A 24,924-nucleotide genomic window follows, 5' to 3' on the forward strand; every position below is an offset into this window, starting at 1 on the left:
CCGTCCTGACCGCCGCCGTGCCCCGCCGTGCCCCGCCGAGCTCCTGCGCGACGGGGCACGGCGCGTTCGGGCCCGCGGTCCCCGGGGCCGGGTCCTCAGGCCCGGCCCGCGATCAGGCCGAGCCGGCCGTCGAACCGCCGGTAGAGCACGCGGCCGCGCCCGTCGGCGGGATGCGCGAAGAACAGGAACGGCAACTCGGCGCCCTCCAGCCGCTCGACGGCCTGCGCCTCGGTCAGCCGGGGCGCGCCGTGCGGGCTCAGGGTGATCGGCGCGGTGCGGCGGCCGGGCGGCCCGGCGGCGACGGTACGGGCGAGGCGGTAGCCGGTCGGCCCGACGCGGTAGACGACGGCATCGGTCTCGGTCGCCGGATCGGTGAAGAGGTGGATGTCGTAGTCCATCGCGTCCATCGTCCGGGCGGCCGCCTCCGGCGAACACCACACCAGCGCGGGCTCCTTGCGCCGGACGATCCGGGAGCCTGCGCCCAGGCCGGCGGCCTCGACGGGCGGTACGGCCGGTACGGCCGGTACGGGCGCAGCGGCGAGGGCAGCCGTCCGGTGAGCGGGCCACGGGCGCGGTGCCCACACGCCGGTGACGGCCCGGATCCTGCCGCGCAGCGCGTCGGCGACCCGGTCGAGGGAGTCGCCCGGTTCGGCCGCAAGCTCCTGCACGCGGATCCGCCGACCGTCCACCTCCGCGTTCACCTGCACCAGCACACCGTCGGCCACGGACGCCAGCCTGACCCGCAGCGCCTCCACCAGCGTCCCCACACCGGGAGCCACCGCCGCAGCGGCGACCCGGGCCCGTGCCTCGGCCAGGACCTCGCCCGTCAACCCCTCGAACGCCCTCACCGCCACCAACTCGCCCATCACCCAGGCCCTTCCACTCCCGTCCGGCGCATCCGCCGACCAGAATCCCGACCCCCCGAGCCCCCGGCCAGGGCCCAACGACCCCAGCTCATGGGCCCGCCGGGCATTGACCTGCACCGAAAGGCCGGCCACACGGGGAAGGGCCGGACCGCGTGCCGAGAGCCGCCGGCCGGGTGCCGGCATCCGGGCTGTCGGTGCTGCTCGCCGTGTCGGCCGGCCTGCTGCCGGTCAGCGCCGAGGCGCACTCAGCGGCCGTCCTGGCCGTCTTCGGCCTGATCCGGGCGCCGACGCCGGTCCTTCCGGCCACGCGGTCGGTCGTCCGCCGGTCGGCCGTCCGCCGGGGGGTCGGGCCGTGAGCGTCCGGCCGGGGCACGGTGGGCCCGCACGTCGCGGAGTTCGCCGATCACCGCCCAGGCGACCGACACCACCGGCACCGCCACCACCGCGCCCAGGACACCGCCCAGGACGGCGCCGCCGATCACCGACAGGGCGATGACCACCGGGTGGATCCGGACCGACCAGCCGAGCACCAGCGGGTGCAGCAGGTGGCCCTCGATCTGGCCGATGACCACGATGAGGGCGAGCACCAGCAGCGCGATCACCGGGCCGCGGGCCGCCAGGGCGACCACGGAGGCGATGGCCAGGGCGATCGGGGAGCCGATCAGCGGGATGAGCGCCGCCACGAACTCGAGCACGGTCAGCGGCAGGACCAGCGGCACCCCGAGGATCGACAGGGCGATGCCGACCAGCACCGCGTTGGTCGCCGCCACGATCAGCACGCCGCGGGTGTAGCCGGCGAAGGTGCGCCAGGCCGCCCGCCCGGCCCGGTCCCAGACCGTACTGCTGCGGGCGGGCAGCTGCTGCTGGGCCCAGGACCACATCCGGTCGCCGGAGTGCAGGAAGAACACCGAGCAGAACACCGCGAGCGCGAGCCCGGTGAGCAGTTCGACGGCCCGCCCGGCGCCGCTGAGCGCGGTGCTGACCAGCGTCGAGCGGTGGGCGGAGATGAAGTCGCCGATCTTGGCCCGGAGGTCGGTGACGGTGCCGGGCCGCAGGTGGAAGGGGGAGCCGGTCAGCCAGCGGTCGATCCGGCCGAGGCCGCCGCGCAGCTCGTTGCCGAGCCGGCTCCACTCGTCGGCGACGGTGGTGCCCACCAGCGTCAGGACCCCGCCGATCACCACGATGGTGCAGACGAAGGCGAGCAGGACGGCCAACGAGCGGGGCATCGCCTTGGCCAGCAGGTCGACCAGCGGGCGCAGCACCGAGGTGATGACCAGGGCCAGGAACAGCGCGATCAGCGGCAGTTCGAGCCGGGCCAGGACGTCCACGATCAGGTAGGCGCCGACGCCGAGCAGCCCTAGGCGCCAGGCGTACCCGGCGGCGGTCCGCAGTCCGGCGGGCACCCGTTCGGTGGCGGGCGCCCGGCCTCCGGGTGGCGCCGTCGAGCCGTCGCGGCGCCGCGTCACCCGGGGGCGGCGGCTGCCGAGCGGCACCGCCCGTCGGCCCGGTCCGGTGGAACCGGGCGGCTCGCGTTCCGGGCGGGGGCTCACCGGCGCCTCATTCCGAGGGCCCGGTCATGCGGCCCGCTCGCGGCCCGCGGTGGCGACTCTGCTGTCCATGGAAGCCTCCCGGATGGAAGTCCTGCACCCAGTTTCTCCGGCCGGGGCCGTCCCGCACCTGCCGCGTGCGGCCCGCACGCCGCGTCCGGTGCCCGCGTCACGGCTGCTCGCCGGACGTCGGCGGGGCGGACGTCGGCGGATCGCGCGCGGGAGGCGCGGTCCCGGCTCCGGCCGGCGGGTCGGTCCCGGCTCCGGCGGGCGGCGAGGAGGGCTGTCCGTCGTGCCGGCGCAGGTGGAGGACCGGGAGGAGCAGCCAGGCGCACAGGAACCAGAGCATGACGGCACCGGCGATCCAGCCGGAGAAGGCCGAGTCGCCGGTCGCGACCCGGAGCAGGAGCAGCAGTGCGGAGCTGATGGTCAGTGCCAGCAGGACCAGGCCGGTCGCCACCAACCGGGCTGCCGCGATCACCAGTTGGGGTTTGAGGCGGTGTCCGGCGAAGATCCGGTGGTAGGCGACCGGGGCGGCGAGGGAGCCGGTGGCGAGTGCGCCGAGGACGACGGTGGCCACGTACAGGCCCTGGTCGAAGTCGCCGAGTTCGGCGAAGCGGGGCATGAAGGCCACGCTCAGCAGGAAGCCGAAGAGCACCTGGGAGCCGGTCTGGGCGACCCGCACTTCCTGGAGCAGGTCGACCCAGCGCCGGTCCGCCCGTTCCTCGGGCGACTCGCGCCGGCCGGTTCGTCCGCCGGTGCGACGGCCCGCGGGACCGTTCCGGTCGGTGTCCGGCGTCGTGGTCATGGGATCGCCTCCGAGTCCAGCTCCACCGGTGCGTGTAGCCGGGCCCGGACCGGGCAAACGCCGAGCCGAATCCACCCGAGGCGGCCGGGCACCGCGGACGGCCGGAAGAGAAGGGCGGTCCGTGTACAACCGGCCCGGTGCGGGAGGAGAATCATTGACACAGGGTGGGGGGAGAAGGAGGCCGTCATGGGAAGCCTCACGCACCGCTACGCGGTGACGCTCCCCGGCCCGATCGGCGGGCACGCTCCACCGGCCGTCGTCGTCGTTCACGAGACGCAGGCCGTCGGGCCCGACGGAGGCATCGTCTGGGAGAGCACGGACGGTGGACTCCGGGTGGAGATCAGCGGCGAGGTGGCCACGGTCCTCGCCGCCCAGGGAGCCGGCAGCCGACACCCCTGTCTGCTGGCCGTGCCACTGCCGTGACGAACGAGGGCCGCGACCACGGGGCACCGCGGCCGACGAAGGACGGAGGGCGGACGTCGCGACCGAGGCCGCGGCGTTCGCCGTGACACGTGCCGGAACGCGTGACACGAGCCGGAACGGGGGCCGGACCGGGGTCCGGCACCAGCGCTGACACGAACGCCGTCTCGAGATCCGGGACGGGAACCGGGACGAGCGTCGGGTGTGACGGCTGCCGTGACGGGGGCCGCTACCGGGCGCTGGCCGCCAAGGCCTCACGCACGGTGACCAGGCAGGGATCGCAGTACCGGTCCGGCCCGGCCGAGCCGGTGCCGTCCCCCGCCGGGACGACGCGCTGGGACGGTTCGAGGAACCGTCCGCACAGCGAGGACGACGCGTCGTCCTTCGCCACCACGTGCCACACCACGGCGGGCGGGGACACCGCCGGGTCGTGCTCGGCCCACATCTCGTACACGGCACTACCTCCGGATCGCGGGGGCTCGGTCAGTCCATGCTCGCCGGGGGTCTGCCGAACGGCCACCGGGCAAGACCCGGTGGGATGGTTGCGCCCGGGGGCGCGAGCGGAGGCGGTCCACGACCATGGTGGCCCCCGGACGGAGCAGCCGGTCTGCGCCGCCGGTCCGCACAACGTGCGTCACCGGTCTGCTGCCGTCCGCGTCCACCCTGCTACGACGGCGGCAGACGCGCGGCCGGGGCCCTACCCGCGAGGCCGCCCGAGGTGCAGCCGTACGGCCAGCTGGGGGCCCTTTTCCTCGCGGGACTCCTCCTCCGTCGCGCAGAGCCCGGCGAGCACGTCCAGCACCCGTCCGACGTCCTCGGGCGCGCCGAGCAGCTCCGCGCCGATCCCGCCCGCCGGAGCGATCGGGTGGTCCGGCGCACCGTGCGGATCGTGTGCACCGTGCGGATCGTGCGCGTCGAAGGCCTGGGAGAGGCGCACCGAAACGCCGCCGGACTGGGTTCCGGCCACCACCCGGGTGCCCTCCGAGGTCACGGTGGCCGGGTCCTCCCACGCGTTGCCGATCCTGGTCCGCCCGCGCCCGGTGTGCGTGGGGAAGGCGGCCTCCAGCGCGTCGAGCACCGCCTCCGCCACCCGCTGCGGGCCGTCGCCCAGCCGGACGAGCACGTGTCCGGCCGCCAGGGGCAGGCCCATGGCCGCGCCTCCTCCCGGGTCGGGTTCGTTCCCTTCCGTTCTACGACCGGCGGCGCGGCTCGCGCACCCCGGCAGCCGCGGCCTCAGCCCGTGCGCAGCCGGGCCAGCAGCTCCGGCAGGTCCGCCACCGAGTCGAGCACGTGGTCCGGCGCGCCGTCCCCCCGCTCCGGCGCGCCCGGGGCCGCCTTGCCGGTGCGGACCAGCACGCCGCCGATCCCGTGGCGCTGCGCCCCGAGCACGTCGGACTCGATGTCGTCCCCGACCATCACGGCGTCGGCCGCCGCGACCCCCAGGTGGGCCAGCGCCGCGGCGAAGAAGGCCCCGGCCGGTTTGCCGACCACCTCGGCCCGCAGTCCGGTCGCGTACTCCAGCCCCGCGACGAACGCGCCGCTGTCCAGCCGGAGGCCCGCCGGGGTCCGCCAGTAGGCGTTGCGGTGCATGGCGACCAGGCGTGCCCCGCCGCGGAGGGCGGCGAAGGCCCGGTCGAGCTCCCGGTACCCGAACTCGGGCCCGGCGCCGCCGATCAGCACCACCTCGGCGTCCGCCGGGTCGTCCACCAGCCGCAGCGGGGCCAGGTCGTCGTGGATGTCGCCGCTGTTGAGCAGCAGGCACCGGGTGCCGGCGAGGCGTTCGGCGGTGGCGGCGGGCGCGGTGAGCACCTGCTCGATGCCGACCGGGAAGCCGTGCGCCGCGAGCGTGTCGGCGATCGAACGCCGGGTGCGGGAGGTGGTGTTGGTCAGCAGGACGTACCGGACGCCGTCGCCGTCGAGCCGTCGGAGGGCCTCCACGGCGCCCGGGAGCGGCTTCCAGCCGACCGTGAGCACGCCGTCGATGTCGAGCAGTGCCGTCCGGCCTCGTCCCATGCCCCCGACCATAGCGAGGCACCGGCCGGGGCGCGCTGCCGAGCCGGTGGGCGGGTGCACGGCCTCGTCCCCGCCCCGGACGGGCTCCTGCCCGCCCCGGACGCCCTCCTGCCCGCCCCGGACGCGCGAACACCGCCGGGCCCGTCGAGGGCCCGGCGGTGTCGGTGTCGGCGCCTACCGGAGTCGGGTCGTGTCGCTGCCGCTGCTGATGTCGCCGCGCGTCACCCCGTACCGGAGTCGCCGCGCGCCGGACGGGTCGTCAGGCGCGGCGGCCGCGCCGGCGGCGGGTGACGTAGACCGCGCCGCCGCCGAGTGCCAGCAGCGCCACGGCCGTGGCCGCGATCGGCAGGGTGTTGGAGTCCGCACCGGTGGTGGCCAGCGCGGGGCCGGACGCGCCGCTGGTGGGCGCCGCGACGGCGGTGCCGCTGCCGGAGCCGTCCGTCGGGCCGGTCGGGGCGGAGGTCGAAGCGCCGCCGGTGGGCCCGCCGGTCGGGGTGGCCGCGCCGGCCGGCTGGCCGGTGGCCGGGTCGAGCAGGAGGGTCGCCGACTGCGGGTTCTTGAAGTCGAACATGCCCTCGATGGAGCCGGCGTGCTCGTCGAAGGAGGCGTCGCCGATCCGGCCGGTCTTCCAGTTGTCCTCGACGAAGCGCAGGACCGAGGTCTGGTCGGTCTGCGTGTGGTCGACGAAGTTGGCCTTGGCGAAGGGGGAGGCCACCAGCAGCGGCAGGCGCGGGCCGAAGCCGCAGCGGTCGGCGTAGCCGCCCGCGCCGCCGTCCTTGCCGCACTGGCCGGGGCCGTTGAGGCCGTCGTTGGCGGCGTCCCGGGAGCCGTTGACGGGCTCGGCGAACTTGTGGTCGTACCAGCCGTCCGAGTCGTCGTACGCGATGACGACGGCGGTGGAGGCCCAGTCCTTGGACTTCTGCAGCTTGTTCAGGGTGTCCACGACGAAGTGCTGCTCGTCCAGCGGGTCGGAGTAACCTGCGTGGCCGTCCTGGTAGTTGGCGGCCTTGAGGTAGCTGACGGCCGGCAGGTTGCCGTGCTGCAGGGCGGCGTCGAAGTCGGTCAGGTCGTACTGGTGGTTGGCCTGGCCGTTGTGCCCCACCTCGTCCACGTCCTTGGGCGCGAGGTGCTTCGGGTTCGCGGTGGACTTGTAGTACTGGAACGGCTCGTGGTGCGGGTTGTAGTCGGTCTGCGACGCGCCCACGATGTTGTCGTGGGCGGCCCCGCAGACGGCCTTGCCGTCCTTCTCGCCGGTCGGCTTGAAGCCGCCCTGGAACCAGCCCCAGGTGACGCCCTTGTCGTTCAGCAGGTCGCCGATGTTCTTGCCGGTCATGACCAGCTGGTTGTGCTGCGGGTTGGAGCACTCGTCGAAGCCCGGGTCCGGGTCGTTGATGACGGTGCCGACGCCGTTGGCGTCCGGGGAGGCGACCACGTAGGCGTCGGTGGTCTTCTGGCCGGTCTTCGGGTCGACCGGGTAGCCGCCGTGGGTCTGGCCGGTGACCAGGTTGAGCGCGCCGGGGGTGGACGGGCCGTAGTTGGTGCCGAAGAAGCTGTCGCTCATCGCGAAGCGCTGGGCGTAGTTCCACAGGCCGGTGACGGTGTTGCCGTCGTAGTAGTCCATCACCAGGCCGGGCTGGGTGAACATCGGAGCCTTGCAGCTCTCGACGTCCGTGTGCTCGACGAACTTGTCCATCTTGCCGCCGTCGAAGGCGAGTTGCTCATCCTTGTAGGTGTGGTCCTGGTCGCAGGTGACGGCCTGGGTCGGGCTCAGCCGCTTCGGGTTGGTCCCGTTCGGGTTGTGGTGGAGCAGGTCGTCGGAGAGGCCGTCGACCTTCGGGGTGCCGGGCTTGGCGGTGAACTTCACCTTGTCGTCGGCGGTGTTGGCCGCGTTCGGGTAGGTGCCGAAGTAGTGGTCGAAGGAGACGTTCTCCTGGAAGATCACCACCAGGTGCTTGATCGGGGTGGCGGTCTGCGGAGCGTCGGCCGCGAAGGCCGCGGGCGCGCCGCCGAAGGTCGCCAGCGAGAGCGCGCCGACCAGGCCGGCGCCGTGCCGGAGCCACCGTGAGCGGGTGGGAACTGCGTGCATGGTTGGTACCTCGAACGTCATGTCATTTTCGGAGTAGGGGCCCCGCCGCGTGGATCTTCGTGTGGATCTTGGAGCGGTGGAGCGCCATGAAGGTAGACGGGCGAGGTGAACGCAATTTACATGTGCATGTGAACCCGGGATGAACCGGGGTGGGCCGAGGGGGAGCTTTCGGGCCTCGAATCGGTTCGGGTACGTCGGGCGGCCGACGGTTCGTCAACCATCGGTCCGGTCGTGGCGGTCGACCGGCCGTCAGCCGGCCAGCACGGACTCGACCCCGGCCAGCACCAGGGCCAGCCCCTGCTCGAAGCCCTCGTCGAAGTCCACGAACATCGCCCGGCCGGCCTCGGCCGCGAGCGGGTGCTCGGCCAGCCGGTCGGCGCGGGCCTCGACGTCGTAGCCCTCGTCGCCGTCGAAGGGATTGGGGGCCATGGCCTGTTCCTCGATGACGTAGCCGATGGTGTAGCTGTACGCCGTGTACCAGGCCCGGGTGGCGGTGGCGAGGGTGAAGCCGGCGTCGATGAGCACGCGCAGCGAGGCGTCCAGGCCGGCCGCGTACGAGGTGTCGGTGAACCGGGCTCCGCTGTACACCTTCGCGCCGTCGCGGTAGCGCAGCAGCTCGGCGCGCAGGGTGCGCATCGTCGTGAGGTACGTGCCCCGCCAGTCGCCGGCGGGCGTGCCGCCGCCCGCCTCGGCGGTCCGCGCCGTCATGCGGCGCATGATCTCGGTCGCCATCTCGTCCAGCAGCGCCTGCTTGTCCTTGAAGTGCCAGTACAGCGCGGGTGCCTTGACGTCGAGTCCGGCGGCGATGGCGCGCAGGGTGAGGCCGTCGAGGCCGACCTCGTTGAGCAGCCTCAGGGCGGCGTCGACGACCTGCTTGCGGTCCAGCTTGGGGGTCTTCTGCGGGGTCACGCTTGACAGTTTAACGCCGTTAAGTGCACGCTTCCGACATCGGCTACTTAACAACGTTAAGGGGGTTGCCGTGCCTGCTCGCGGCATGCACACGGACGTCCTGATCATCGGCGCCGGGCCCACCGGCCTCGCCCTCGCACTCGACCTCGCCCGGCACGGCGTCACCGCGCTGCCGGTCGAGCGCGGCACGGAGCTCTTCCCCGGTTCGCGCGGCAAGGGCCTGCAGCCGCGCACGCTGGAGGTCCTCGACGACTTCGGCGTGCTCGACCGGGTCCGCGCGGTGGCGGGCCACTACCCGCCCAACCTGTTCTGGAAGGACGGTGAACCGCAGGGCGGGCGCAGCATGTACGACCCGACCGAGCCGTCCGAGTCCGAGCCGTACACCGAGACGCTGATGCTGCCTCAGTGGCGCACCCAGCAGGTCCTGTACGGGCGGCTGCGCGAACTGGGCGGCGAGGTCGCGTTCGGCCGCGAGCTGGTCGCCCTCACCCAGGACGAGGCGGGCGTGACCGCCGAGTTCGCCACCGGCGCCCCGGTCCGGGCCCGCTACCTCGTCGCGGCCGACGGCGGGCGCTCGACCGTCCGGCGGCTGCTCGGCATCGGGATGACCGGGGAGACGGTCGACCCGGCCCCGATGCTGGTCGCGGACGTGCGGGTCACCGGGCTGGACCGCGAGTACTGGCACGTGTTCCAGTCCGACGAGGGCCTGCTGGCCATCTGCCCGCTCGGCGGCACCGAGGACTACCAGCTCATCGCCCAGTTCCCTGAGGGGACGGCCGTGGACGGCACCCTCGACGGTCTGCGCACGGTGGTCGCCGCCCGCTCCCACCTGACCGCCGAACAGGTCACCGAGCTGCGCTGGGCCTCCGAGTTCCGCCCGCGCGCGGCCCTCGCCGACCGCTTCCGCGCCGGCCGGGTCTTCCTCGCCGGCGACGCCGCGCACGTCCACTCGCCGGCCGGCGGGCAGGGCCTCAACACCAGCGTCCAGGACGCGTACAACCTGGCCTGGAAGCTCGCCGCCGTCCTGGCGGGCCGGGCCGACGCGTCGCTGCTCGACACCTACGAGGAGGAGCGCCGGGCCAACGCGGCGGCGATGCTCGCCCTGTCGACCCGTGTCCACCGCGGCGAGGAGCGCCGCGGCCGGGCCACCCAGCAACTCGGCCTCGGCTACCGGGAGTCCTCGCTCGCCGTGGACACCCGCCCGGACCTCCCGGAGGGCGCGCTGCGTGCCGGCGACCGGGCCCCCGACGGCCGCCGGGGCGGCACCCGCCTGTTCGACGCCTTCCGCGGCCCGCACTGGACCCTGCTCACCGTCGGCACCGACGACCCGCTGCCCGCCGTCACCGCCCCCGTCGTCCGCATCCCGGCCTACGAGGCGTACGGCACCGGCGTCTTCCTCGTCCGCCCCGACGGCTACCTCGGCTGGGCCGGAAGCACCCCCGACGGCCTCGCCGACTACGCGGCCCGCCACGGCCTCCTCGCCGGCTGACCGGCCGCGCGACGCCTCCCCGGCCCCCGGCCCGGGGAGGCACCACGGCGGCCCGCGCCGGGTCCCGGCCCTGACCCCGGCACCGGCCGTACCCCGGTGACACAGCGCCCGGCACCCGGCCCGATGATGGAGGGATCCATGGCCGGACCGGGGGAGGACACATGGCCGAGTGGGACGGCGTCGCCGAGCGCGGCGTCTACCGGGAGCAGTACCAGGCCGAGTTGGACCGTCTCTCCGATGCCGTGCACCGCGGCGCGTGGCCGGCGGTACTGGCGGCGGTGGCCGGGCCACAGCTGCCGGCCACGTCGTCCGGGCTCGCCAACGCCCGCCGGATCGGCGGGAGGAGCGGGTGGGCGCCGCTGCACCAGGCAGCCTGGCACGACGCCCCGGCCGAGGTCGTCGAGCGGCTGGTCGCGGCCGGCGCCTGGCGCACCCTGCGGTCGACGGACGGGGAGCGACCGGTGGACGTCGCGATCCGGCTCGGCCGCGACACGCTGGTGCCGCTGTTGGAGCCGGCGCCGGTGCACCCGGTGCCGGAGGGCGTGCTGCGAGCGGTGGAGCACTACCTGCACGCGCTGATCCGGGTGCGCACCGAGGCGGACCGCATCAGCTCCGCGCTGCTGCTGCCGCAGGTCGCCGTGCTGACCGAACTGCCCGACGCCGCCCTGTGGTTCCCGGTGCCCGGCATGTACGGCGGCTTCGCCGTCCGGCTGGAGGACGTCGGGACCGCTCCCCGGCTCACGGTGAAGAGCCACAGCCGGGTCGTCGGCGGCTCGGGGCAGACCCACCACATCACCCCGGACGGCTGCGTGCTGGTCGAGAGCGGGTGGTGACCGGCGCCTCGGTCACAGCCGCGCGGTGAGTGCGGCCGGTACCGCGGTGCGGACCGCAGCGGGCGGGGACCGTCCGAGGACGGTCCCCGCTCGCCGGGTCAGTGCTTCCCCGCGTCCTTGATCTTCTCGCCGGCCTGCTTCAGGTCGCTCTTCACCTGTTCGCCCTTGCCCTTGAGCTCGGTCGAACGGTCGCCGGTGGCCCTGCCGACGGCTTCCTTGGCCTTGCCGCCGGCCTTCTCCGCCATGTTGCGCATCTTGTCCTCGGTGCCCATGGCAGGTGCTCCTCTCGTCGACGGGGCGAGGTCCGCCCCGGGCGGCGTCTGCCCGGGTGGCCGGGTTCCATGCGCCGGAGCGCGGTCAGTTCGCCCGCGCGTCGGACTCGGCGGCGGCCTTCAGGTCGTGCAGCCAGCCGTCAAGGCCCTGGCGCAGGAGCGCGGTGGCGGCGGGGACGTTCGCGTCGACCTGGGGGCCGGTGTGGGTCTCCTCGGTGCGCACCAGGACGCCGCCGTCGACCTCGGTGAAGTTCCACACGTGGACCCCGTCGATGTGCAGCCCCGCGGCGTCGGCCGGGCCGGTCCAGCGGATGCAGGAGCCGGGCCGCAGCTGCCGCACGGTCGAGGTGATGTCCAGGCTGGTGGCGGTGGTGGCCGGGTTCGGGGGCAGCGGGGTGCTCCACCGGAACGCGGAGCCCGGGCGCAGCGGTCCGTGGTCGAGGCGCTCGGCGGTCGACACGGTGGCCTGCCAGGCGGGCCAGCGCGCGATGTCGGTCTGCACCTTCCAGACGGTGCGCAGCGGCGCGTGGACGACCGCCTCGGTCCGGTACCGGACCTGTGCGTCGGGGTCGACGCCGGCCCCGCGGCAGGTGAGGGGCGTGTCGTGGCGGGAGGCGGTGGCCCCGGCGGGCGCCGCGGCGGTGCCGAGCAGGCCGAGGACGAGCGGGACGGTGACGAGGGCGGCGCGGACACCGGTGCTGCGGATCGCGGACATGGGACTCCCCTTCGCTGACGGGCCGTCGGGAGGGACGGCGCGGTCGCTCTGAGCTAGATGCTCATGCGTTCGTTAGAAGTTCTAACGCTCCAGCACCCGGGGCGTCAAGAGCTTCCGTGATAACCTCTAACGAAAGCGTGAGCATGTAGTCAGACCATCGGGGAGCGGGCAGGCCATGGCGAAGACGGGCGCGGACACCCCGCGCGAGCGCTACCGCGCCCAGCTGCGCGAGGAGGTCAAGCAGCATGCCTGGCAGCAGATCGCCACGGCGGGCGCCTCCGCGCTCTCCCTCAATGCGATCGCCAAGCAGATGGGCCTGAGCGGCCCCGCGCTCTACCGCTACTTCGCCGGCCGCGACGAGCTGATCACCGAGCTGGTCCGGGACGCCTACCGCAGCCTCGCCGACACGCTGGACACGGCCGCCGCCGACGGCGCCGACCTCGCCGGGCTCGCCCGCACCCTGCGCGGCTGGGCCCTGGCGGACCCGCAGCGGTACTTCCTGCTTTACGGCACCCCCGTCCCCGGCTACCACGCGCCCGAGGACACCACCGCCATCGCCGACGAGATCATGCGCACCCTGCTCGGCGCCTGCGCCGCGCTCGCCCCGGCTCCGGCCGGCACGCCCGGAACGCCGTTCGCCGACCACCTGGCGACCCACCGGGACTGGGTCGGCGACCATCCCGCCACGCCCGCGGCGCTGCACCGCTTCCTGGCCTTCTGGACCCGTCTGCACGGAGTCCTGTCCCTGGAACTCGCCGGGCACTTCACCGGCATGGGGTTCCACCCCGAGCTGCTCTTCGAAGCCGAACTGGACGGCCTGACGGCGCCCCTGTCCTGACGGCGCCCCCGAGTCGTTGTCCTGGCGGCGCCCCTGTGTGGCGGTCCTACGAGGCCTCGCCCGGGTCGGGGAAGGAGTGGTGCTCGTGCGCGACCAGCCAGCGCCCGTCCTCCTTGCGCAGCCCGACGGTCAACCGCAGTCGCTGGGCCGGGCGGTCGGCGAAGTCCTGCGGGGTGCCGCAGCGCAGCAGGGCGTGCGCGAAGGCGACGTCCGCACCGGCGGTCACCGCCAGCGACTCGATCTCGAACGAGGCGCCCTGCGCCTGCCACTCGAAGAACGGCGGCCAGGTCTCCCGGTACGCGTCGAGCCCGCGCACGCCCTCGTACGGCGGCGGCACGTCGAACATCACGATGTCCGCCGCGTGGTCGGCGCCGACCCCGTCGAGGTCGCCCGCGTGGACCGCGGCAGCCCAGCTCCGGATCAGATCGGCGACCTGCGCCTCGTCACTCTCGGCCATGGTCAGGATGCTACGGCCGCTCCCCGGGCCCCCGCCTGCGGACCGGGCCGTCTGCCGCGACCCCGCGCCACCCCGGCCCCGTCACCCCGGCCGCGAACGGCACACCCGCGACGATGGGGCGTGTACGGTCCGTCGCGCTCCGCCGGGGAGCGCGCGCCGGGCGTCGGAGTGTTCGCGAGTCTGTCACTCCGGGTAGTTGATCAGGTGCAAAGAGTGCCAGGGGGGTGGTCCAGGGAGTCACGATGTCGGAACACGATCCGCTCGGCACGCGTGCCGGTTCGGAAGGGCCTCCGGTGCAGTCCGGCGCGCAGTCCGGCAGGGTGCCGCCGCAGCTGCCACCGTCCGCGAGCGACGCCGGGCACGCCCCGGTGGATCCCGCGGGCAGCGACTCCACGGGCTCCGAGGCGGGCGCCGACCCCGCGGACCCCTGGCCCGACCGGATGCTGCCGCTGCTGCGCACCCCGGCGGCCGAGCGCAGGTTGGCGGGGGAGGCCTCCGGAGCGGGGCGGCCGGGCGCGGCCGAGCCGGCCCGGGTCCTGGACCTCGCGCTGCTGGTGGGGGAGCTGCTGCTGGCCAGCGGTGAGGCGGCGGAGGACGTCGAAGCGGCCATGCTCGCCGTCGTCCGGGCCTACCGCGTCCACCCGTGCGACCCGCAGGTGACCTTCACCCGGGTGGCGATCTCCTACCAGCCGGGCGCGCCCGAGCCGTCGCTGACGGCGGAGTGCTCCGTGCGCAGCCCCGCCGGCGACTACGCGCGGCTGGCCGCCGTTTTCCGGCTGGTCACCGTGATCACGGCCGGCGGCGTCCCGGTCCACGAGGCGTACGAGCGGCTCGTGGCCGTGCACCGGCGCGGCCGCCGCTACCCCGGCTGGCTGCTCCTCCTGTGCTGCGGCCTGCTGGCCGGAGCCGCGACCCTGCTGGTCGGCGGTCGCACCGACGCCCGGGCCTGGCTGGTGTTCGCCAGCGCCGTCGCCGCCGCGCTGGCGGGCGACCGGCTCTCGGCCCTGGTGGCGCGCCACGACCTCCCGGCCTTCTACCGCTTCGTGGTGGCGGCGACCCCGGCGGCCGTGATCGGCATCCTGCTGTCGTTCAACGGCCTGCACCTGCGCGGATCGGTGGTGATCACCGGCGGACTGTTCGCGCTGCTGCCGGGCTGGCCCATGGTGGCGGCGGCCCAGGACGGCCTGGCGGGCTTCTACCTGACCGCCGCCGCCCGTTTGCTGGAGGCGCTGTACCTGATGGCCGGTGTGGTGATCGGGGTGATGACGGTGCTCTACGTCGGCGTCAACAACGGCGCGGACCTCGCCTCCCAGGACGTTCCGGCCGGAGCGGTGAACCCGCCGCTGCAGCTCGCCGCGGCGGTGCTGCTCACCCTGACCTTCGCGGTGCTGTTGAACACCGAGCCGGGCGCGCTGCCCGCGGTCATGCTCAACAGTGCGGCCGGCTGGACCACGTACGGGGTGCTGGCCAACGCGGGCGCGGAGCCGATGCTGGCCACCGGCCTCGCCGCGGGGCTGGTGGGCCTGTCCGGCCAGCTGATGGCGCGCTACCGGGGCGGCCCGGTGCTGCCGCACGTCACGGCGGCGCTGGGGCCGCTGCTGCCCGGGTCGGTGCTGTACTTCGGGATGCTCGCGTTCGTCCGGGGCCGGCCGGAGGTCGGGCTGAGCGGCATCGGGCGCGCCGTCGCGATGTCGATGGCCCTCGCGATCGGCGTGAACCTGGGCCGCGAGCTGGCCCGGCTGTTCCTGCCCGCCCCGCGCGCCGTCCCGCCCGCCCGCCGGGGCGGTGGCCGCCACCGCCGGTGACGGGCAATCGAACCGGTGGCGGCCGGGCGGTTTGGCGGGCGGCCGGCGCGGTAGACGCGCAGCTGTGAAGCGGGCCGAGAGCGGGCGGCGTCGAGAGGCCGCCCGTTCGACACCCGTCCCCCCTCGTCAACCCGGGAGGCTCCCGTGATCGTGCTCGGCGTCATCCTGCTCATCATCGGCTTCGTCACCGGCTTCTCGATCCTGTGGACCATCGGCATCGTGCTGCTCCTGGTCGGCCTGGTCCTGTGGGTCGCCGGCGCCCTCGGCCACGCCGTCGGCGGCCGCCGCCACTACTACTGACGAAGCCGGTGATCCGATCCCGTTCAATGCCACGCCGGTCGGTGGCGGCGCTCGACGTCGCGCCGGCCGGCCGTCGTCAGCGCAGCAGTACGGCGAGCAGCTCGGCGATGGTCGGACCGGCGTCGGCCGGGTGCCGCAGCTGCTTGGCGGTCATCACGCTGTAGTGGTTGGCGCGGCCGCGCCGCTCGTGCGTGAGGTAGCCCGCTTCCTCCAGGTCGGCGATGATCCGCTGGACGGCGCGTTCGGTGAGCAGGCACCGCGCGGCGATGTCGCGCACCCGGATGCCGGGGTCGCGCGCGATCTGGACGAGGACGCGGGCGTGGTTCGTCAGGAAGGTCCACTGCCGCGCCGTGGCCGGGCCGGTTTGCACGGCCCCAGGATATGGCCGCCGGGCCCGCCCCGACACCGGCCGCACCCCTCAGGGGCACTCCTCGTGCAGCCCGCAGAGCCAGGCCAGCGCCTGGTGGGCGCCGAGGACGTAGGCGTGGTCGGTGCCCTGCACGAAGGCCCGGCGCAGGCGCACGGCGGCCGCCTGGCACTCCGCCAGCAGCTGCGCCCGGCACGGCTCGGCCGTGCCGACCGCGGCGGTGGCGGTGACCGGTGCCGCGACCTGGGCCCCGGCGGCCCACCGGTACGCCCCCAGCACGCCGTGCTCGAAGCCGGTCCACGGCCGGGGGCGCCGGTTGGCCGTGTCGATCGCGGTGAACACCTCGTCCAGCGGGCGCACCCCCACGGCCGGGATCGTCTCGTCACTGGTCATGTCCGCAACCTACGTCCGACCGGCGCCGCCGCCCCCGCCGGTGGCGGCCCGGCGGGCGCGTGATCCACCCGAGCGGCGCAGGGCCCGGTGTCCCGGAGCCCCGGCGGTGCCGGGCGGCGGGAGCCCGCCCGGTAGTCTGACCGGGTCGTGCCCGGCCGGCGAGGCGGCCGGGCCGGATGAGCGGTGCGGGCCGGCGGCCCGCCGGTGGAGAACCTTGATGACTCGTCGTTTTGACTGCTCGGACGCGTCCGAGCGCGCAGCCGGGCTTCGCGAGGCCGTCGCCGCGGTGCGCCGCGGTGAACTCGTCGTGCTGCCCACGGACACGGTGTACGGGGTGGGCGCGGACGCCTTCGCGCCGGAGGCGGTCGCCCGCCTGCTGGCGGCCAAGGGCCGCGGCCGCAACATGCCCTCGCCGGTGCTGGTCGGCTCCCCGGAGGGCCTGGACGGCCTGGTCGAGGTGACGGAGCGCGCGCGGGCCCTGGTGGCGGCGTTCTGGCCGGGCGGGCTGACGGTGGTCGCCCGTCACCTGAAGTCGGTCGAGCTGGACCTCGGCGAGACCGGCGGAACGGTCGCGGTGCGGATGCCCGCGCACCCGGTCGCCATCGAACTCCTCAACGCCACAGGCCCGTTGGCGGTCTCCAGCGCCAACCTGACCGGGCAGGAGTCCCCGCAGGACTGCGACGCCGCCCAGGGCATGCTGGGCGACTCGGTGGCCGTCTACCTCGACGGGGGCCGGACCGCTGCCGCGGTGCCGTCCTCGATCGTGGACGTGACCGGCGAGGTGCCCGTCCTGCTGCGCGCGGGCGCGATCGGCGCCGAGCGGCTGCGCGAGGTCGTCCCCGACCTGCTGGAGCGCTGAGCCGCCCGGGCCGGGAGCAGCGCTGAGCCGCCCGGGCCGGGAGCAGCGCTGAGCCGCCCGGCCCCGGACGCCGCCCCGGCCGGACGCCGCCCGCCCCCGGACGCCGCCCGCCCCCGCACGCCGCCCGCCCCCGCACGCCGCCCGGCCGGGGCGCCGCACCGCGTGGCGCCCCGGCGGGCCGGACGGCCGCCGCTAGGGTCGGCGATGGCGCGCGAGGGTGGGCCCTCCCGCCGTGCGGGGGGAGGGGATCGGCGGCGCCGCGAGGGGGGCTCGTCGGCTCCGCTGCGGAGGTTCCATGAGCGCCACGTCCACCACGTCGCGTCGTACCGAGGCCCGTCTCCAGCAGGGCAGCACGTTGCTGCGCTGGCTGTTCACCACGGACCACAAGGTCATCGGGAACCTGTACCTGGCGACCGCGTTCGGGTTCTTCCTGGTCGGCGGCGTGCTGGCGCTGCTGATGCGCGCTCAACTGATGGGGCCCGACACCGGGATCCTGTCGAACGAGCGCTACAACCAGATGTTCACCATGCACGGCACGATCATGCTGCTGCTGTTCGCCACCCCGACCTTCGCCGGGTTCGCCAACGCGATCATGCCGCTGCAGATCGGGTCGCCGGACGTCGCGTTCCCCCGGCTGAACGCCTTCACCTACTGGGCGTTCCTGCTCGGCGGGCTGATGGTCCTGAGCGGCTTCCTCACCTCCACGGGGGCGCCGGCCTTCGGCTGGTTCGCCTACGCGCCGCTGAACGGGCCGGTGTACTCCCCGGGGCAGGGCGGGGACCTCTGGGCGTTCGGCCTGGTGGTGGCCGGCCTCGGGACGATCCTCGGCGCGGTCAACTTCGTCACCACCATCACCTGCCTGCGGGCGCCCGGCATGACGCTCTTCCGGATGCCGATCTTCACCTGGAACGTGCTGTTCACCTCGATCATGGTGCTGCTGGCCTTCCCGGTGCTGACGGCGGCGCTGCTCTGCCTGGAGGCGGACCGGAAGTTCGGCGCGCACGTCTTCGATCCGGCGAACGGCGGGGCGATCCTGTGGCAGCACCTCTTCTGGTTCTTCGGCCACCCGGAGGTCTACATCGTCGCGGTGCCGTTCTTCGGCATCATCAGCGAGATCATCCCGGTGTTCAGCCGCAAACCGCTGTTCGGCTACTACGGGATGATCGGCGCGACCATCGCCATCACCGCGCTGTCGATGACGGTGTGGGCGCACCACATGTTCGTCACCGGTCAGGTTTTGCTGCCGTTCTTCTCGATGATGTCCTTCCTCATCGCGGTGCCCACCGGGGTGAAGTTCTTCAACTGGATCGGCACGATGTGGAACGGCTCGCTGTCCTTCGAGACGCCGATGCTGTGGTCGCTCGGCTTCCTGGTGACCTTCCTGTTCGGCGGGCTGAGCGGGGTGCTGCTGGCCGCGCCGCCGATCGACTTCCACGTCTCCGACAGCTACTTCGTGGTGGCCCACCTGCACTACGTGGTGTTCGGCACGGTGGTGTTCGCCACCTTCGGCGGCTTCTACTTCTGGTGGCCGAAGCTGACCGGGAAGCTGCTCGACGAGCGGCTGGGGAAGGTCCACTTCTGGATCCTGTTCGTCGGCTTCCAGACCACCTTCCTGGTGATGCACTGGCTGGGGGCCCAGGGCATGCCGCGCCGCTACGCGACCTACCTGGCGGTGGACGACTTCACCGCCCTCAACGTGTGCGCCTCGATCGGCTCGTTCCTGCTCGGCATCTCCAACCTGCCGTTCTTCTACAACGTCTGGACCACCACGCGGTACGGCACCCGGGTCACCGAGGACGATCCGTGGGGCTGGGGCCGCTCGCTGGAGTGGGCCACCTCCTGCCCGCCGCCGCACCACAACTTCGAGGCGCTGCCGAGGATCCGCTCCGAGTCGCCGGCCTTCGACCTGCACCATCCGGAGGTGCCGCCGGAGGAGCCGGTGAGCGGGGCGGCCGACCGTACGGGCGAGCGGGGGAGCGGGCGATGAAGGCGGAGGGCTGGCTGTTCGCCGTCATGACGGTGTTCTTCGCCGTGACCGGGCTGATCTACGGGTTCTGGGCCCAGGAGCCGGCCGGCAAGGCGATCCTGACGGTGGCGTTCCTGATGTCGGGGCTGATCGCGCTGTTCTGGTTCGTCCAGTACCGGCGGCGGGGCGGCGGCCGGCCGCAGGACCGCAAGGACGCCGAGATCGCGGAGGCCGTCGGCCCGGTGGGGTTCTTCCCGGCCCGCAGCGGCTACCCGGTGCTGACGGCGGTCGGCCTGACGGTCTTCGCCCTCGGCCTGGTCTTCGCCCGCTGGCTGATCGTCGTCGGTGCCGTGGTGCTGGCGTTCGCCGTGTCCGGGTTCATCTTCCAGTACCGCGACCACGACGGGTGAGGCGGCGGAGCAGCCGGCGGACCGGGCCGGCGCCGGTCGGCCCGGTGGGCCGGTCGGAGGGCGCCTCAGGGTGGGCGGGGCTGGTGAGGACACCCGCGATGAACTCCGACTCCCCATCGGTGGCCGGGAGTTCGACCCGGTCGCGGTAGAACCAGGCACCCGCTGCGGCCCGGGCCCGCTCGCGCCGCGGCGCGAGGTCCGGTGCCGGGAGCGGGTCCGGCGTGGCCCGCGCGAGCAGGACGAACCGCTCGTCGGCGGGCAGGGGGCGGTGGTGGCCGGTGAAGCCGCCGTCGTGGCCCTGGTCGATCCGGCCGGTCTCGTCGCCCTTCAGCAGCCGGTCGCGGTCCCTGGCCTGCAGGGCCAGGCAGAGCCGCCGGGTGAGCAGGAAGGCCGCGGGCGGCAGCACGATCAGCGCCGTCCGCAGCACGACGGTCAGCGCGTTGACCGAGAGGCCGAAGACGTACGCGATCACGTCGTTGCCGCCGGCGATCAGCAGCACGGCGTACGCGGTGATCCCCGCGACGCCCAGGCCGGTGCGGGTGGGCTTGTTGCGCGGGCGGTCGCACAGGTGCTGTTCGCCGCGGTCGGGGTCGAGCCAGCGCTCGGCGAAGGGGTAGGCGTACAGCACCGCGAACAGCAGGCCGGGCACCACCAGGGCCGGGAGGAGGACGTTCCACGACACCGTGTGCCCGAACAGGTCGGTCTCCGCGGCGGGCATCAGCCGCAGCGCGCCCTCGATGAACCCGATGTACCAGTCCGGCTGGGCGCCGGCCGCGGCCACGTCGGGCCGGTAGGAGGCGTAGCGCCAGATCGGGTTGACCTCGGCGAGGAAGGCGGACAGCGCCATGATGCCGGCCACCGCGAAGGTCAGGCCGAGCGTACGGGTCAGGAACTGCGGGAAGAAGGGCATCCCGACGACGTTGCGGTTGGTGCGGCCGGGGGCGGCCCACTGGGTGTGCTTCAGCACCACGACCAGCGTCAGGTGGGCCCCGATCAGGGCCAGCAGCAGGCCGGGCACCAGGAGGATGTGCACGGTGAACAGCCGGGGGATGACGTCGTGGCCGGGGAACTGGCCGCCGAAAGCGAAGAAGGTCAGGTAGGTGCCGACCAGCGGCACCGAGAGCAGCACGCCCTCGGCGATCCGCAGCCCGGTGCCGGAGAGGGTGTCGTCCGGCAGCGAGTAGCCGGAGAACCCTTCGAGCAGCGCCAGGTTGAACAGCGTCACCCCGATCACCCAGTTGAGCTCGCGCGGGCGGCGGAAGGCCCCGGTGAAGAACACCCGCAGCAGGTGCGCTCCGATCGCCGAGAGGAACAACAGCGCCGACCAGTGGTGGATCTGACGAACCATCAGCCCGCCGCGCACCTCGAAGCTGATGTCCAGCGTCGAGGCGTAGGCCTCGGACACCCGCACCCCGCGCAGCGGCAGGTAGGCGCCGTCGTAGACGACCTCGCTCATGTTCGGGACGAAGAAGAACGTCAGGTAGACGCCGGTGAGCAGCAGGACGACGAAGCTGTACAGCGCGAGCTCGCCCAGCAGGAACGACCAGTGGTCCGGGAACACCTTGCGCAGCAGCTCCCGGCCCGCCTCCGTGACCGGCAACCGCCTGTCCAGCCAGGTCGTGACGCGTTCACCGGCGGACGGCTCGCGTCCGTTCGTAGCCTTGGTTGCCTCCACGCAGGCAACCTAGTGCGCGGCGCTCCACGCGGGTCGGCCGAGCGGGGCGGGTCCCGTGGCGGCCGTCGGCAGAACACCCGGATGGCGGCACCCGGGGGCTCTTCCGGGGGCTCCTCCGGAAGCTTCCGGCGGCGCGCGGTCAGTCGTCGGACAGCAGCCGGGCCAGCGCGGCGTCCACGTCGAGGTGCTCGGACTCCGATCCGGCGGGCACCAGGGTGAAGGAGTCCGAGAGGAAGGCCGTGACGTCCTCCGCCGGTGCGCTGAGCACGGCCTTGCCGGTGGGCCCGCACAGGGTGATCAGCACCTCGCCCGCGGGCCCCGGGCTCACCCGGACGTCACCGCTGCCGGTGGGGGCGTGCCGGCCCTCGTTCAACAGCTCGCGACTGAAGTACCAGCACACGTGGGCGTCCGCGCTCACGCACTCGCACGGGGTGAGCGGGAACGCCAGGCAGGCCGCGTACGGGAGGTCCGGGTCGAACCGCAGTTCTGCGACGACCGGGACGTCGGGCAGCGGACTGTCGGGGAAGGTGACGGGCATCGAGTGGGCGGGCATCTGCATCGAACGACCCTCCTACGGTCACGAGCGCCGCCCCGGGCGGGCCGACGCTCCTGTCCGGTGCCTACCCGGTGCGGATCCGGTCAGTCGGCCTCCGTCGAACCTCCACAACGTCCTTGCGTGCGGGAGTGCGCCACCCGGCAGCGGCAGCGGCGGCGGCAGTGCCCGCGGCGGGTGTCAGGATCCGCAGAGCCGGCTGAGTTGGGCGCCGTCCGCGTTGATGTCCGCGATCACCTGGTTGGGATCGGCCAGCACCATGCCGTTCAGGCGGAAGCGCAACTCCGAGAACTCGGCGGCCAGTCGGCGGATCGTCGAGCCGACCGCGCCCTGTGCGTCCAGGCCGGCGTCCATCAGGTCCTGGTAGGCCTGGCCGGCCGCGTCCGCCTGGCCGGCGCGGGTGCTGCCGGCGTTGCTCCGGTACGTGGCCAGCGCCCTCTCGGCCTTGTCGCAGCCGCCGGGCCGGACCGCCGGGAGCGGCGGTTCCGGTGCCGGGGTGGCGGTCCGGGTCCGGATCGGCGACGGGCTCGGCTCCGGGGAGGGCGGATCGGGCTCGGGGGTCGCCGTCGGTGTCGGCGTGGGAGTCGCTACGGGCGACGGGACCGGCGTGGGGGTGGGCGTGGGGGAGGCAGCGGGCAGCGTCTCCGGCGGTTGCGGGGCCGAGGTGGTGGCCACCGGGCCGACCGGGGGCTGTGGCGCGTCCGGTGGTACCAGGTAGGCGACCACCGCGATCAGCGCGGCAACCGCGCCCGCGATCGCGCCGACTGCGCCCCAGTCCAGGCGGCGGGCCCACCCGGTGCCCGACGCGGGCGGCTGCGCCGATTCGTCGTCCGTCATGGACTCATCCTCCGGCGCCGTGTCGGGCCCGTCCAGAACTCCGCGTGCTGACCTTCCTGAAACCCGAACTCGGCTCCGAGTGAGGCGCGTTGGAGGCGCTTTGGAGGCGCGCGGGGTCGGGTCCGCTCCGTCGTCGGGTCAGGCGTCGGCGGCCGCGGGGCGGGCCATCCACTGCGCCCAGGAGACCTCGTGGCCGATGAGGCAGGGCTGGGTGAACGGCCACGCCTCGGCGATCCAGCGCGGCACGAGGGCGTCCATGGCCCGCTCCAGCTCGGTGCCGACCCGGTCGTCCACCACCCACCAGGAGATCTCCGCGTCGGCGCCGGCCTTCTGTGGCGGGTCGATGTAGACGCAGCCGAGCAGGGCCGACTCCGCCTCGTCGAACAACGCGTAGTTGAACGACTCGTGGGCGACGATCTCCCGCTCGTGCCGGATCAGATCGTCGAGGTCCGCCTGGTAGGTCAGGGTGGCCGCGGGCCAGCCCCAGGCCTCGCCGTAGATGGAAAACAGGCGCTCCCGCGAGCCCATCACGGCGGGGTAGTCGAGCTCGATGTCCGTCCCCGCGATGGGGCGCAGGTGGTAACCGCCACCGGGGAGCGGCACGTGGACGGGGTGGACGAAATCGGCAGGCAACCAGGTCATGGGCCTGGAGGCTACCCGAGAGCGGGCCCGCGCCGCGCAGATTATCCGTCCGGTCCCGAGTGGGCGGGCGGGATGACGCGGACCCCGCCGCCGGGGCATCATCGCCGGATGACGATGATCAGGACCAGGTGGGGGCGCCTCCGGACACCGGCGGTGGCGGCCCTGGCCGTACTGGCGGCGGGGTGCGGGACGACACACGTGGGCGCACCCGGCGGCGCGGGGGCGCCCACGGCGGCCGTGACGGCACCGCCGACGGCCTCAGCGGTGCCGACCGCCCAGGGGGACTTCCCCTGCCCCGGCGAGACGCCGACCAGGACCCCGACGCCGACCGCGAGCAGCGCGACCCCGACCGGGCCGCCCGTCGACCACTACGCCGAGAACCACGGCTTCAGGGTGCCCATCCCGCTGCACGGCCGGCGCCGCTGCGACGGCCTGGACGCCGTGCAGCGGATCAAGGGCGCCCTCGAACCCCTGCGCGTCCGGGGCGACTTCACCCCGGACAACACCCGCGGACTGCTCACCGGTCTGGGCTACCAGGCGGCCAAGGTGAAGGTCACCCAGAACGGCCCGACCGGCGTCGGCTTCCTGATCGACGCCGACGGGTTGTGCCTGGAGGGCACGATGGGCAGCGCCGTCACCACGGCGGAGGCGTTCGCGGGCTACCCGGACGGCACCGGCTGCGAGGCGCCGCGCGGCGGCCACTGACCGCCCCCGCCGTGGGGTGGTTGCTCAACTCATCTGTGGTTACCGGCCGTTGTCGCTCGCACCCTTGTCGAGCGACAACGGAGGCTGCACTGCCGCGGCCTGCGCAGCCTCGGGGTCGCTGCGCTCGATGCGGTCGAGCAGCCGGGCGACGGAGTCGGTGCGCTCGCGCAGCACCGCGACCCGGGCGGCGTCGGTCGGCTCGGCGAGCTCGTCGACGGGCAGGACCGGGATCCCGCGCTTGCGGGCGGTGGCGATCAGGCTCTCGCCGGCCCGGTCGGCGAGGACGAGCGTCGCGGTGGCGAACGCGCCCGCGTCCAGGGTGCGCCGGCGGCCGAGCAGGCCGCGGTACACGATGCGGGCCGGGACGGTCAGCTCGTCCAGGCGCTGGTCGTCCGAGCCGCGTTCGAGGGCGGCGAGGACGACGGTGGCCAGTGCCTCGCCGGCCTTGGTGACGACCCACTTGCGGCCGGGCACCGGTGGCAGGAACTCCCGGATCCGGTCCACCTCCTGCTCCAGCGCGGTGGTGGTCAGCACCTCGAAGGCGTTGCGGGTGCGGATCTCGACGACCTTGTCCCACTCGATCTCCTCGCCGTCGAAGCCGACCTCCGACGGGCCCAGGTGGACGGCGCCGAGACCGTCGAGCAGCCCGAGCAGCTTGTGCACCACGGCCGGCGTCAGCGGGTGACGGCCGATCAGGGTGCCCACCGACAGCTTCCACGGCTCGGTGGCCGGCACCGTCGGCGGCATGACGGAGGTCAGGGCCGTGTACGCCCACCGCCCGCCCGCCGCCGCTCCCCGCCCGCCCCGCCGTACGGCCTGCCGCCCGGCCTCGCCCAACCCGGCCGCGGCCCCCGCCGCCGCGCCCGCCGCCGCCCCGACCAGCCGTCCCAGTCCGCCCACCAGCTCGCCCCCGCGCACGTCCCGTTCCTCTCCTCGCACCGCTCGTCCGGAAGCCGCCATGCTACGGGCAGCATCCGCCGCGGCCGCCGCGGTTCCGCGCCCGCACGCCGGCGTCCAGCGCGTAGCGGCCGAACTCCCGTACGCCGCAGGGCAGTACGAGCCGCGGATGCTCGCCACGGCTTCGCCGCCGTCGCCGCGATCTCGGAGCGCCTGCCGAGCCTCGCCCCCCGCACGCTGAGCTCCGCCCGCACCGACCCGC

The 24,924-nt window shown here is 74.2% G+C and carries 28 protein-coding genes; 10 read left to right on the plus strand and 18 right to left on the minus strand.

Annotation, left to right across the window (positions count from 1 at the left end; genetic code table 11):
* Positions 1-95: 95 nt before the first annotated feature.
* The 3 genes from ABTY56_RS01885 to ABTY56_RS01895 form a co-directional block, all read right to left on the minus strand.
* Positions 96-866, minus strand: a complete 771-nt coding sequence (locus ABTY56_RS01885) for a sigma 54 modulation/S30EA ribosomal C-terminal domain-containing protein (RefSeq protein WP_350625455.1) — start codon at positions 864-866, stop codon at positions 96-98.
* A gap of 245 nt (positions 867-1,111) precedes the next feature.
* Positions 1,112-2,416, minus strand: a complete 1,305-nt coding sequence (locus ABTY56_RS01890; RefSeq protein ID WP_502893006.1) for an AI-2E family transporter — start codon at positions 2,414-2,416, stop codon at positions 1,112-1,114.
* Positions 2,417-2,582: 166 nt separating this feature from the next.
* Positions 2,583-3,221 carry a DUF6328 family protein gene (locus ABTY56_RS01895; RefSeq protein WP_350625457.1) on the minus strand — a complete coding sequence of 213 codons (639 nt, stop codon included), beginning with the start codon at positions 3,219-3,221 and terminating at the stop codon, positions 2,583-2,585.
* Positions 3,222-3,407: 186 nt separating this feature from the next.
* On the opposite strand from ABTY56_RS01895, the gene ABTY56_RS01900 reads away from it, so the two are divergent.
* Entirely contained in the window at positions 3,408-3,644 is a 237-nt protein-coding gene (locus ABTY56_RS01900) for a DUF6296 family protein (RefSeq protein ID WP_350625459.1), read from the plus strand.
* A gap of 226 nt (positions 3,645-3,870) precedes the next feature.
* On the opposite strand, the gene ABTY56_RS01905 is transcribed toward ABTY56_RS01900, so the two are convergent.
* The 5 genes from ABTY56_RS01905 to ABTY56_RS01925 all read right to left on the minus strand — a co-directional run bounded on the left by ABTY56_RS01905 (position 3,871) and on the right by ABTY56_RS01925 (position 8,649).
* Positions 3,871-4,095: a hypothetical protein gene (locus ABTY56_RS01905; RefSeq protein WP_350625461.1), complete on the minus strand. Its 225-nt coding sequence runs from the start codon at positions 4,093-4,095 to the stop codon at positions 3,871-3,873.
* A 243-nt stretch (positions 4,096-4,338) separates the two neighbouring features.
* Positions 4,339-4,791: a hypothetical protein gene (locus tag ABTY56_RS01910; RefSeq protein WP_350625463.1), complete on the minus strand. Its 453-nt coding sequence runs from the start codon at positions 4,789-4,791 to the stop codon at positions 4,339-4,341.
* Positions 4,792-4,874: 83 nt separating this feature from the next.
* Positions 4,875-5,654 carry an HAD-IIA family hydrolase gene (locus ABTY56_RS01915; protein WP_350625465.1) on the minus strand — a complete coding sequence of 260 codons (780 nt, stop codon included), beginning with the start codon at positions 5,652-5,654 and terminating at the stop codon, positions 4,875-4,877.
* Positions 5,655-5,913: 259 nt separating this feature from the next.
* Positions 5,914-7,740 carry a phospholipase C gene (locus tag ABTY56_RS01920; RefSeq protein WP_350625467.1) on the minus strand — a complete coding sequence of 609 codons (1,827 nt, stop codon included), beginning with the start codon at positions 7,738-7,740 and terminating at the stop codon, positions 5,914-5,916.
* Positions 7,741-7,989: 249 nt separating this feature from the next.
* Positions 7,990-8,649, minus strand: coding sequence for a TetR/AcrR family transcriptional regulator C-terminal domain-containing protein (locus ABTY56_RS01925; RefSeq protein WP_350625469.1), 660 nt, complete (start codon positions 8,647-8,649; stop codon positions 7,990-7,992).
* A gap of 85 nt (positions 8,650-8,734) precedes the next feature.
* On the opposite strand from ABTY56_RS01925, the gene ABTY56_RS01930 reads away from it, so the two are divergent.
* Together ABTY56_RS01930 and ABTY56_RS01935 are read left to right on the plus strand one after the other, a co-directional pair.
* A complete protein-coding gene (locus ABTY56_RS01930; RefSeq protein ID WP_350625471.1) occupies positions 8,735-10,138 on the plus strand; it encodes an FAD-dependent monooxygenase in 1,404 nt (467 codons plus the stop codon).
* 161 nt (positions 10,139-10,299) lie between these two features.
* The gene (locus tag ABTY56_RS01935; protein WP_350625473.1) at positions 10,300-10,971 is read left to right on the plus strand and encodes an ankyrin repeat domain-containing protein; all 672 of its coding nucleotides are present in this window, start codon (positions 10,300-10,302) and stop codon (positions 10,969-10,971) included.
* Positions 10,972-11,069: 98 nt separating this feature from the next.
* Here the strand turns inward: ABTY56_RS01935 and ABTY56_RS01940 are convergent, their stop codons facing one another.
* Complete coding sequence (locus ABTY56_RS01940; RefSeq protein ID WP_350625475.1) at positions 11,070-11,243, minus strand: CsbD family protein; 174 nt, start codon at positions 11,241-11,243, stop codon at positions 11,070-11,072.
* Between the two features lie 85 nt (positions 11,244-11,328).
* The gene (locus tag ABTY56_RS01945) at positions 11,329-11,958 is read right to left on the minus strand and encodes an SRPBCC family protein (RefSeq protein WP_350625477.1); all 630 of its coding nucleotides are present in this window, start codon (positions 11,956-11,958) and stop codon (positions 11,329-11,331) included.
* Between the two features lie 175 nt (positions 11,959-12,133).
* Here ABTY56_RS01945 and ABTY56_RS01950 point away from each other — a divergent pair, with 175 nt between their 5' ends.
* A complete protein-coding gene (locus ABTY56_RS01950) occupies positions 12,134-12,796 on the plus strand; it encodes a TetR/AcrR family transcriptional regulator (RefSeq protein WP_350625479.1) in 663 nt (220 codons plus the stop codon).
* Between the two features lie 46 nt (positions 12,797-12,842).
* Here ABTY56_RS01950 and ABTY56_RS01955 read toward each other — a convergent pair whose 3' ends face one another.
* Positions 12,843-13,253: a nuclear transport factor 2 family protein gene (locus tag ABTY56_RS01955; protein WP_350625481.1), complete on the minus strand. Its 411-nt coding sequence runs from the start codon at positions 13,251-13,253 to the stop codon at positions 12,843-12,845.
* A gap of 242 nt (positions 13,254-13,495) precedes the next feature.
* On the opposite strand from ABTY56_RS01955, the gene ABTY56_RS01960 reads away from it, so the two are divergent.
* Together ABTY56_RS01960 and ABTY56_RS01965 are read left to right on the plus strand one after the other, a co-directional pair.
* Positions 13,496-15,058 (plus strand): threonine/serine exporter family protein, encoded by a 1,563-nt coding sequence (locus ABTY56_RS01960; protein ID WP_350625483.1) that lies wholly within the window; start codon positions 13,496-13,498, stop codon positions 15,056-15,058.
* A 144-nt stretch (positions 15,059-15,202) separates the two neighbouring features.
* Positions 15,203-15,358, plus strand: a complete 156-nt coding sequence (locus tag ABTY56_RS01965) for a DUF6131 family protein (RefSeq protein ID WP_350625485.1) — start codon at positions 15,203-15,205, stop codon at positions 15,356-15,358.
* 76 nt (positions 15,359-15,434) lie between these two features.
* On the opposite strand, the gene ABTY56_RS01970 is transcribed toward ABTY56_RS01965, so the two are convergent.
* Positions 15,435-15,728: a helix-turn-helix transcriptional regulator gene (locus ABTY56_RS01970; RefSeq protein WP_350625487.1), complete on the minus strand. Its 294-nt coding sequence runs from the start codon at positions 15,726-15,728 to the stop codon at positions 15,435-15,437.
* Between the two features lie 48 nt (positions 15,729-15,776).
* Positions 15,777-16,118 carry a hypothetical protein gene (locus ABTY56_RS01975; RefSeq protein WP_350625489.1) on the minus strand — a complete coding sequence of 114 codons (342 nt, stop codon included), beginning with the start codon at positions 16,116-16,118 and terminating at the stop codon, positions 15,777-15,779.
* A gap of 217 nt (positions 16,119-16,335) precedes the next feature.
* Between ABTY56_RS01975 and ABTY56_RS01980 the strand changes: the two genes are divergently transcribed.
* The 3 genes from ABTY56_RS01980 (at position 16,336) to ctaF (ending at position 19,353) form a co-directional block, all read left to right on the plus strand.
* Positions 16,336-16,977, plus strand: coding sequence for an L-threonylcarbamoyladenylate synthase (locus ABTY56_RS01980; RefSeq protein WP_350625491.1), 642 nt, complete (start codon positions 16,336-16,338; stop codon positions 16,975-16,977).
* A 295-nt stretch (positions 16,978-17,272) separates the two neighbouring features.
* Complete coding sequence (ctaD, locus tag ABTY56_RS01985) at positions 17,273-18,964, plus strand: aa3-type cytochrome oxidase subunit I (protein ID WP_350625493.1); 1,692 nt, start codon at positions 17,273-17,275, stop codon at positions 18,962-18,964.
* Positions 18,961-19,353, plus strand: coding sequence for an aa3-type cytochrome oxidase subunit IV (ctaF, locus tag ABTY56_RS01990; protein WP_350625495.1), 393 nt, complete (start codon positions 18,961-18,963; stop codon positions 19,351-19,353). Before ctaD ends, ctaF begins: the two co-directional genes overlap by 4 nt.
* Here ctaF and qcrB read toward each other — a convergent pair.
* The 4 genes from qcrB to ABTY56_RS02010 form a co-directional block, all read right to left on the minus strand.
* The gene (gene qcrB, locus ABTY56_RS01995) at positions 19,322-21,028 is read right to left on the minus strand and encodes a cytochrome bc1 complex cytochrome b subunit (protein ID WP_502893007.1); all 1,707 of its coding nucleotides are present in this window, start codon (positions 21,026-21,028) and stop codon (positions 19,322-19,324) included. The two genes, ctaF and qcrB, sit on opposite strands and share 32 nt — an antisense overlap.
* Positions 21,029-21,167: 139 nt before the next feature.
* Positions 21,168-21,587 (minus strand): SsgA family sporulation/cell division regulator, encoded by a 420-nt coding sequence (locus ABTY56_RS02000; RefSeq protein ID WP_350625497.1) that lies wholly within the window; start codon positions 21,585-21,587, stop codon positions 21,168-21,170.
* 174 nt (positions 21,588-21,761) lie between these two features.
* On the minus strand, positions 21,762-22,418 hold the full coding sequence (locus ABTY56_RS02005) for a hypothetical protein (RefSeq protein ID WP_350625499.1): 657 nt from the start codon (positions 22,416-22,418) through the stop codon (positions 21,762-21,764).
* A gap of 138 nt (positions 22,419-22,556) precedes the next feature.
* Positions 22,557-23,060, minus strand: coding sequence for an N-acetyltransferase (locus ABTY56_RS02010; protein ID WP_350625501.1), 504 nt, complete (start codon positions 23,058-23,060; stop codon positions 22,557-22,559).
* A gap of 108 nt (positions 23,061-23,168) precedes the next feature.
* On the opposite strand from ABTY56_RS02010, the gene ABTY56_RS02015 reads away from it, so the two are divergent.
* Positions 23,169-23,765, plus strand: coding sequence for a hypothetical protein (locus tag ABTY56_RS02015; protein WP_350625503.1), 597 nt, complete (start codon positions 23,169-23,171; stop codon positions 23,763-23,765).
* Between the two features lie 39 nt (positions 23,766-23,804).
* On the opposite strand, the gene ABTY56_RS02020 is transcribed toward ABTY56_RS02015, so the two are convergent.
* On the minus strand, positions 23,805-24,683 hold the full coding sequence (locus tag ABTY56_RS02020) for a hypothetical protein (RefSeq protein ID WP_350625505.1): 879 nt from the start codon (positions 24,681-24,683) through the stop codon (positions 23,805-23,807).
* Between the last annotated feature and the right edge of the window lie 241 nt (positions 24,684-24,924).

The sequence above is a fragment of the Kitasatospora sp. NPDC097691 genome, from assembly GCF_040302665.1.
Taxonomy (GTDB): Bacteria; Actinomycetota; Actinomycetes; order Streptomycetales; family Streptomycetaceae; genus Kitasatospora.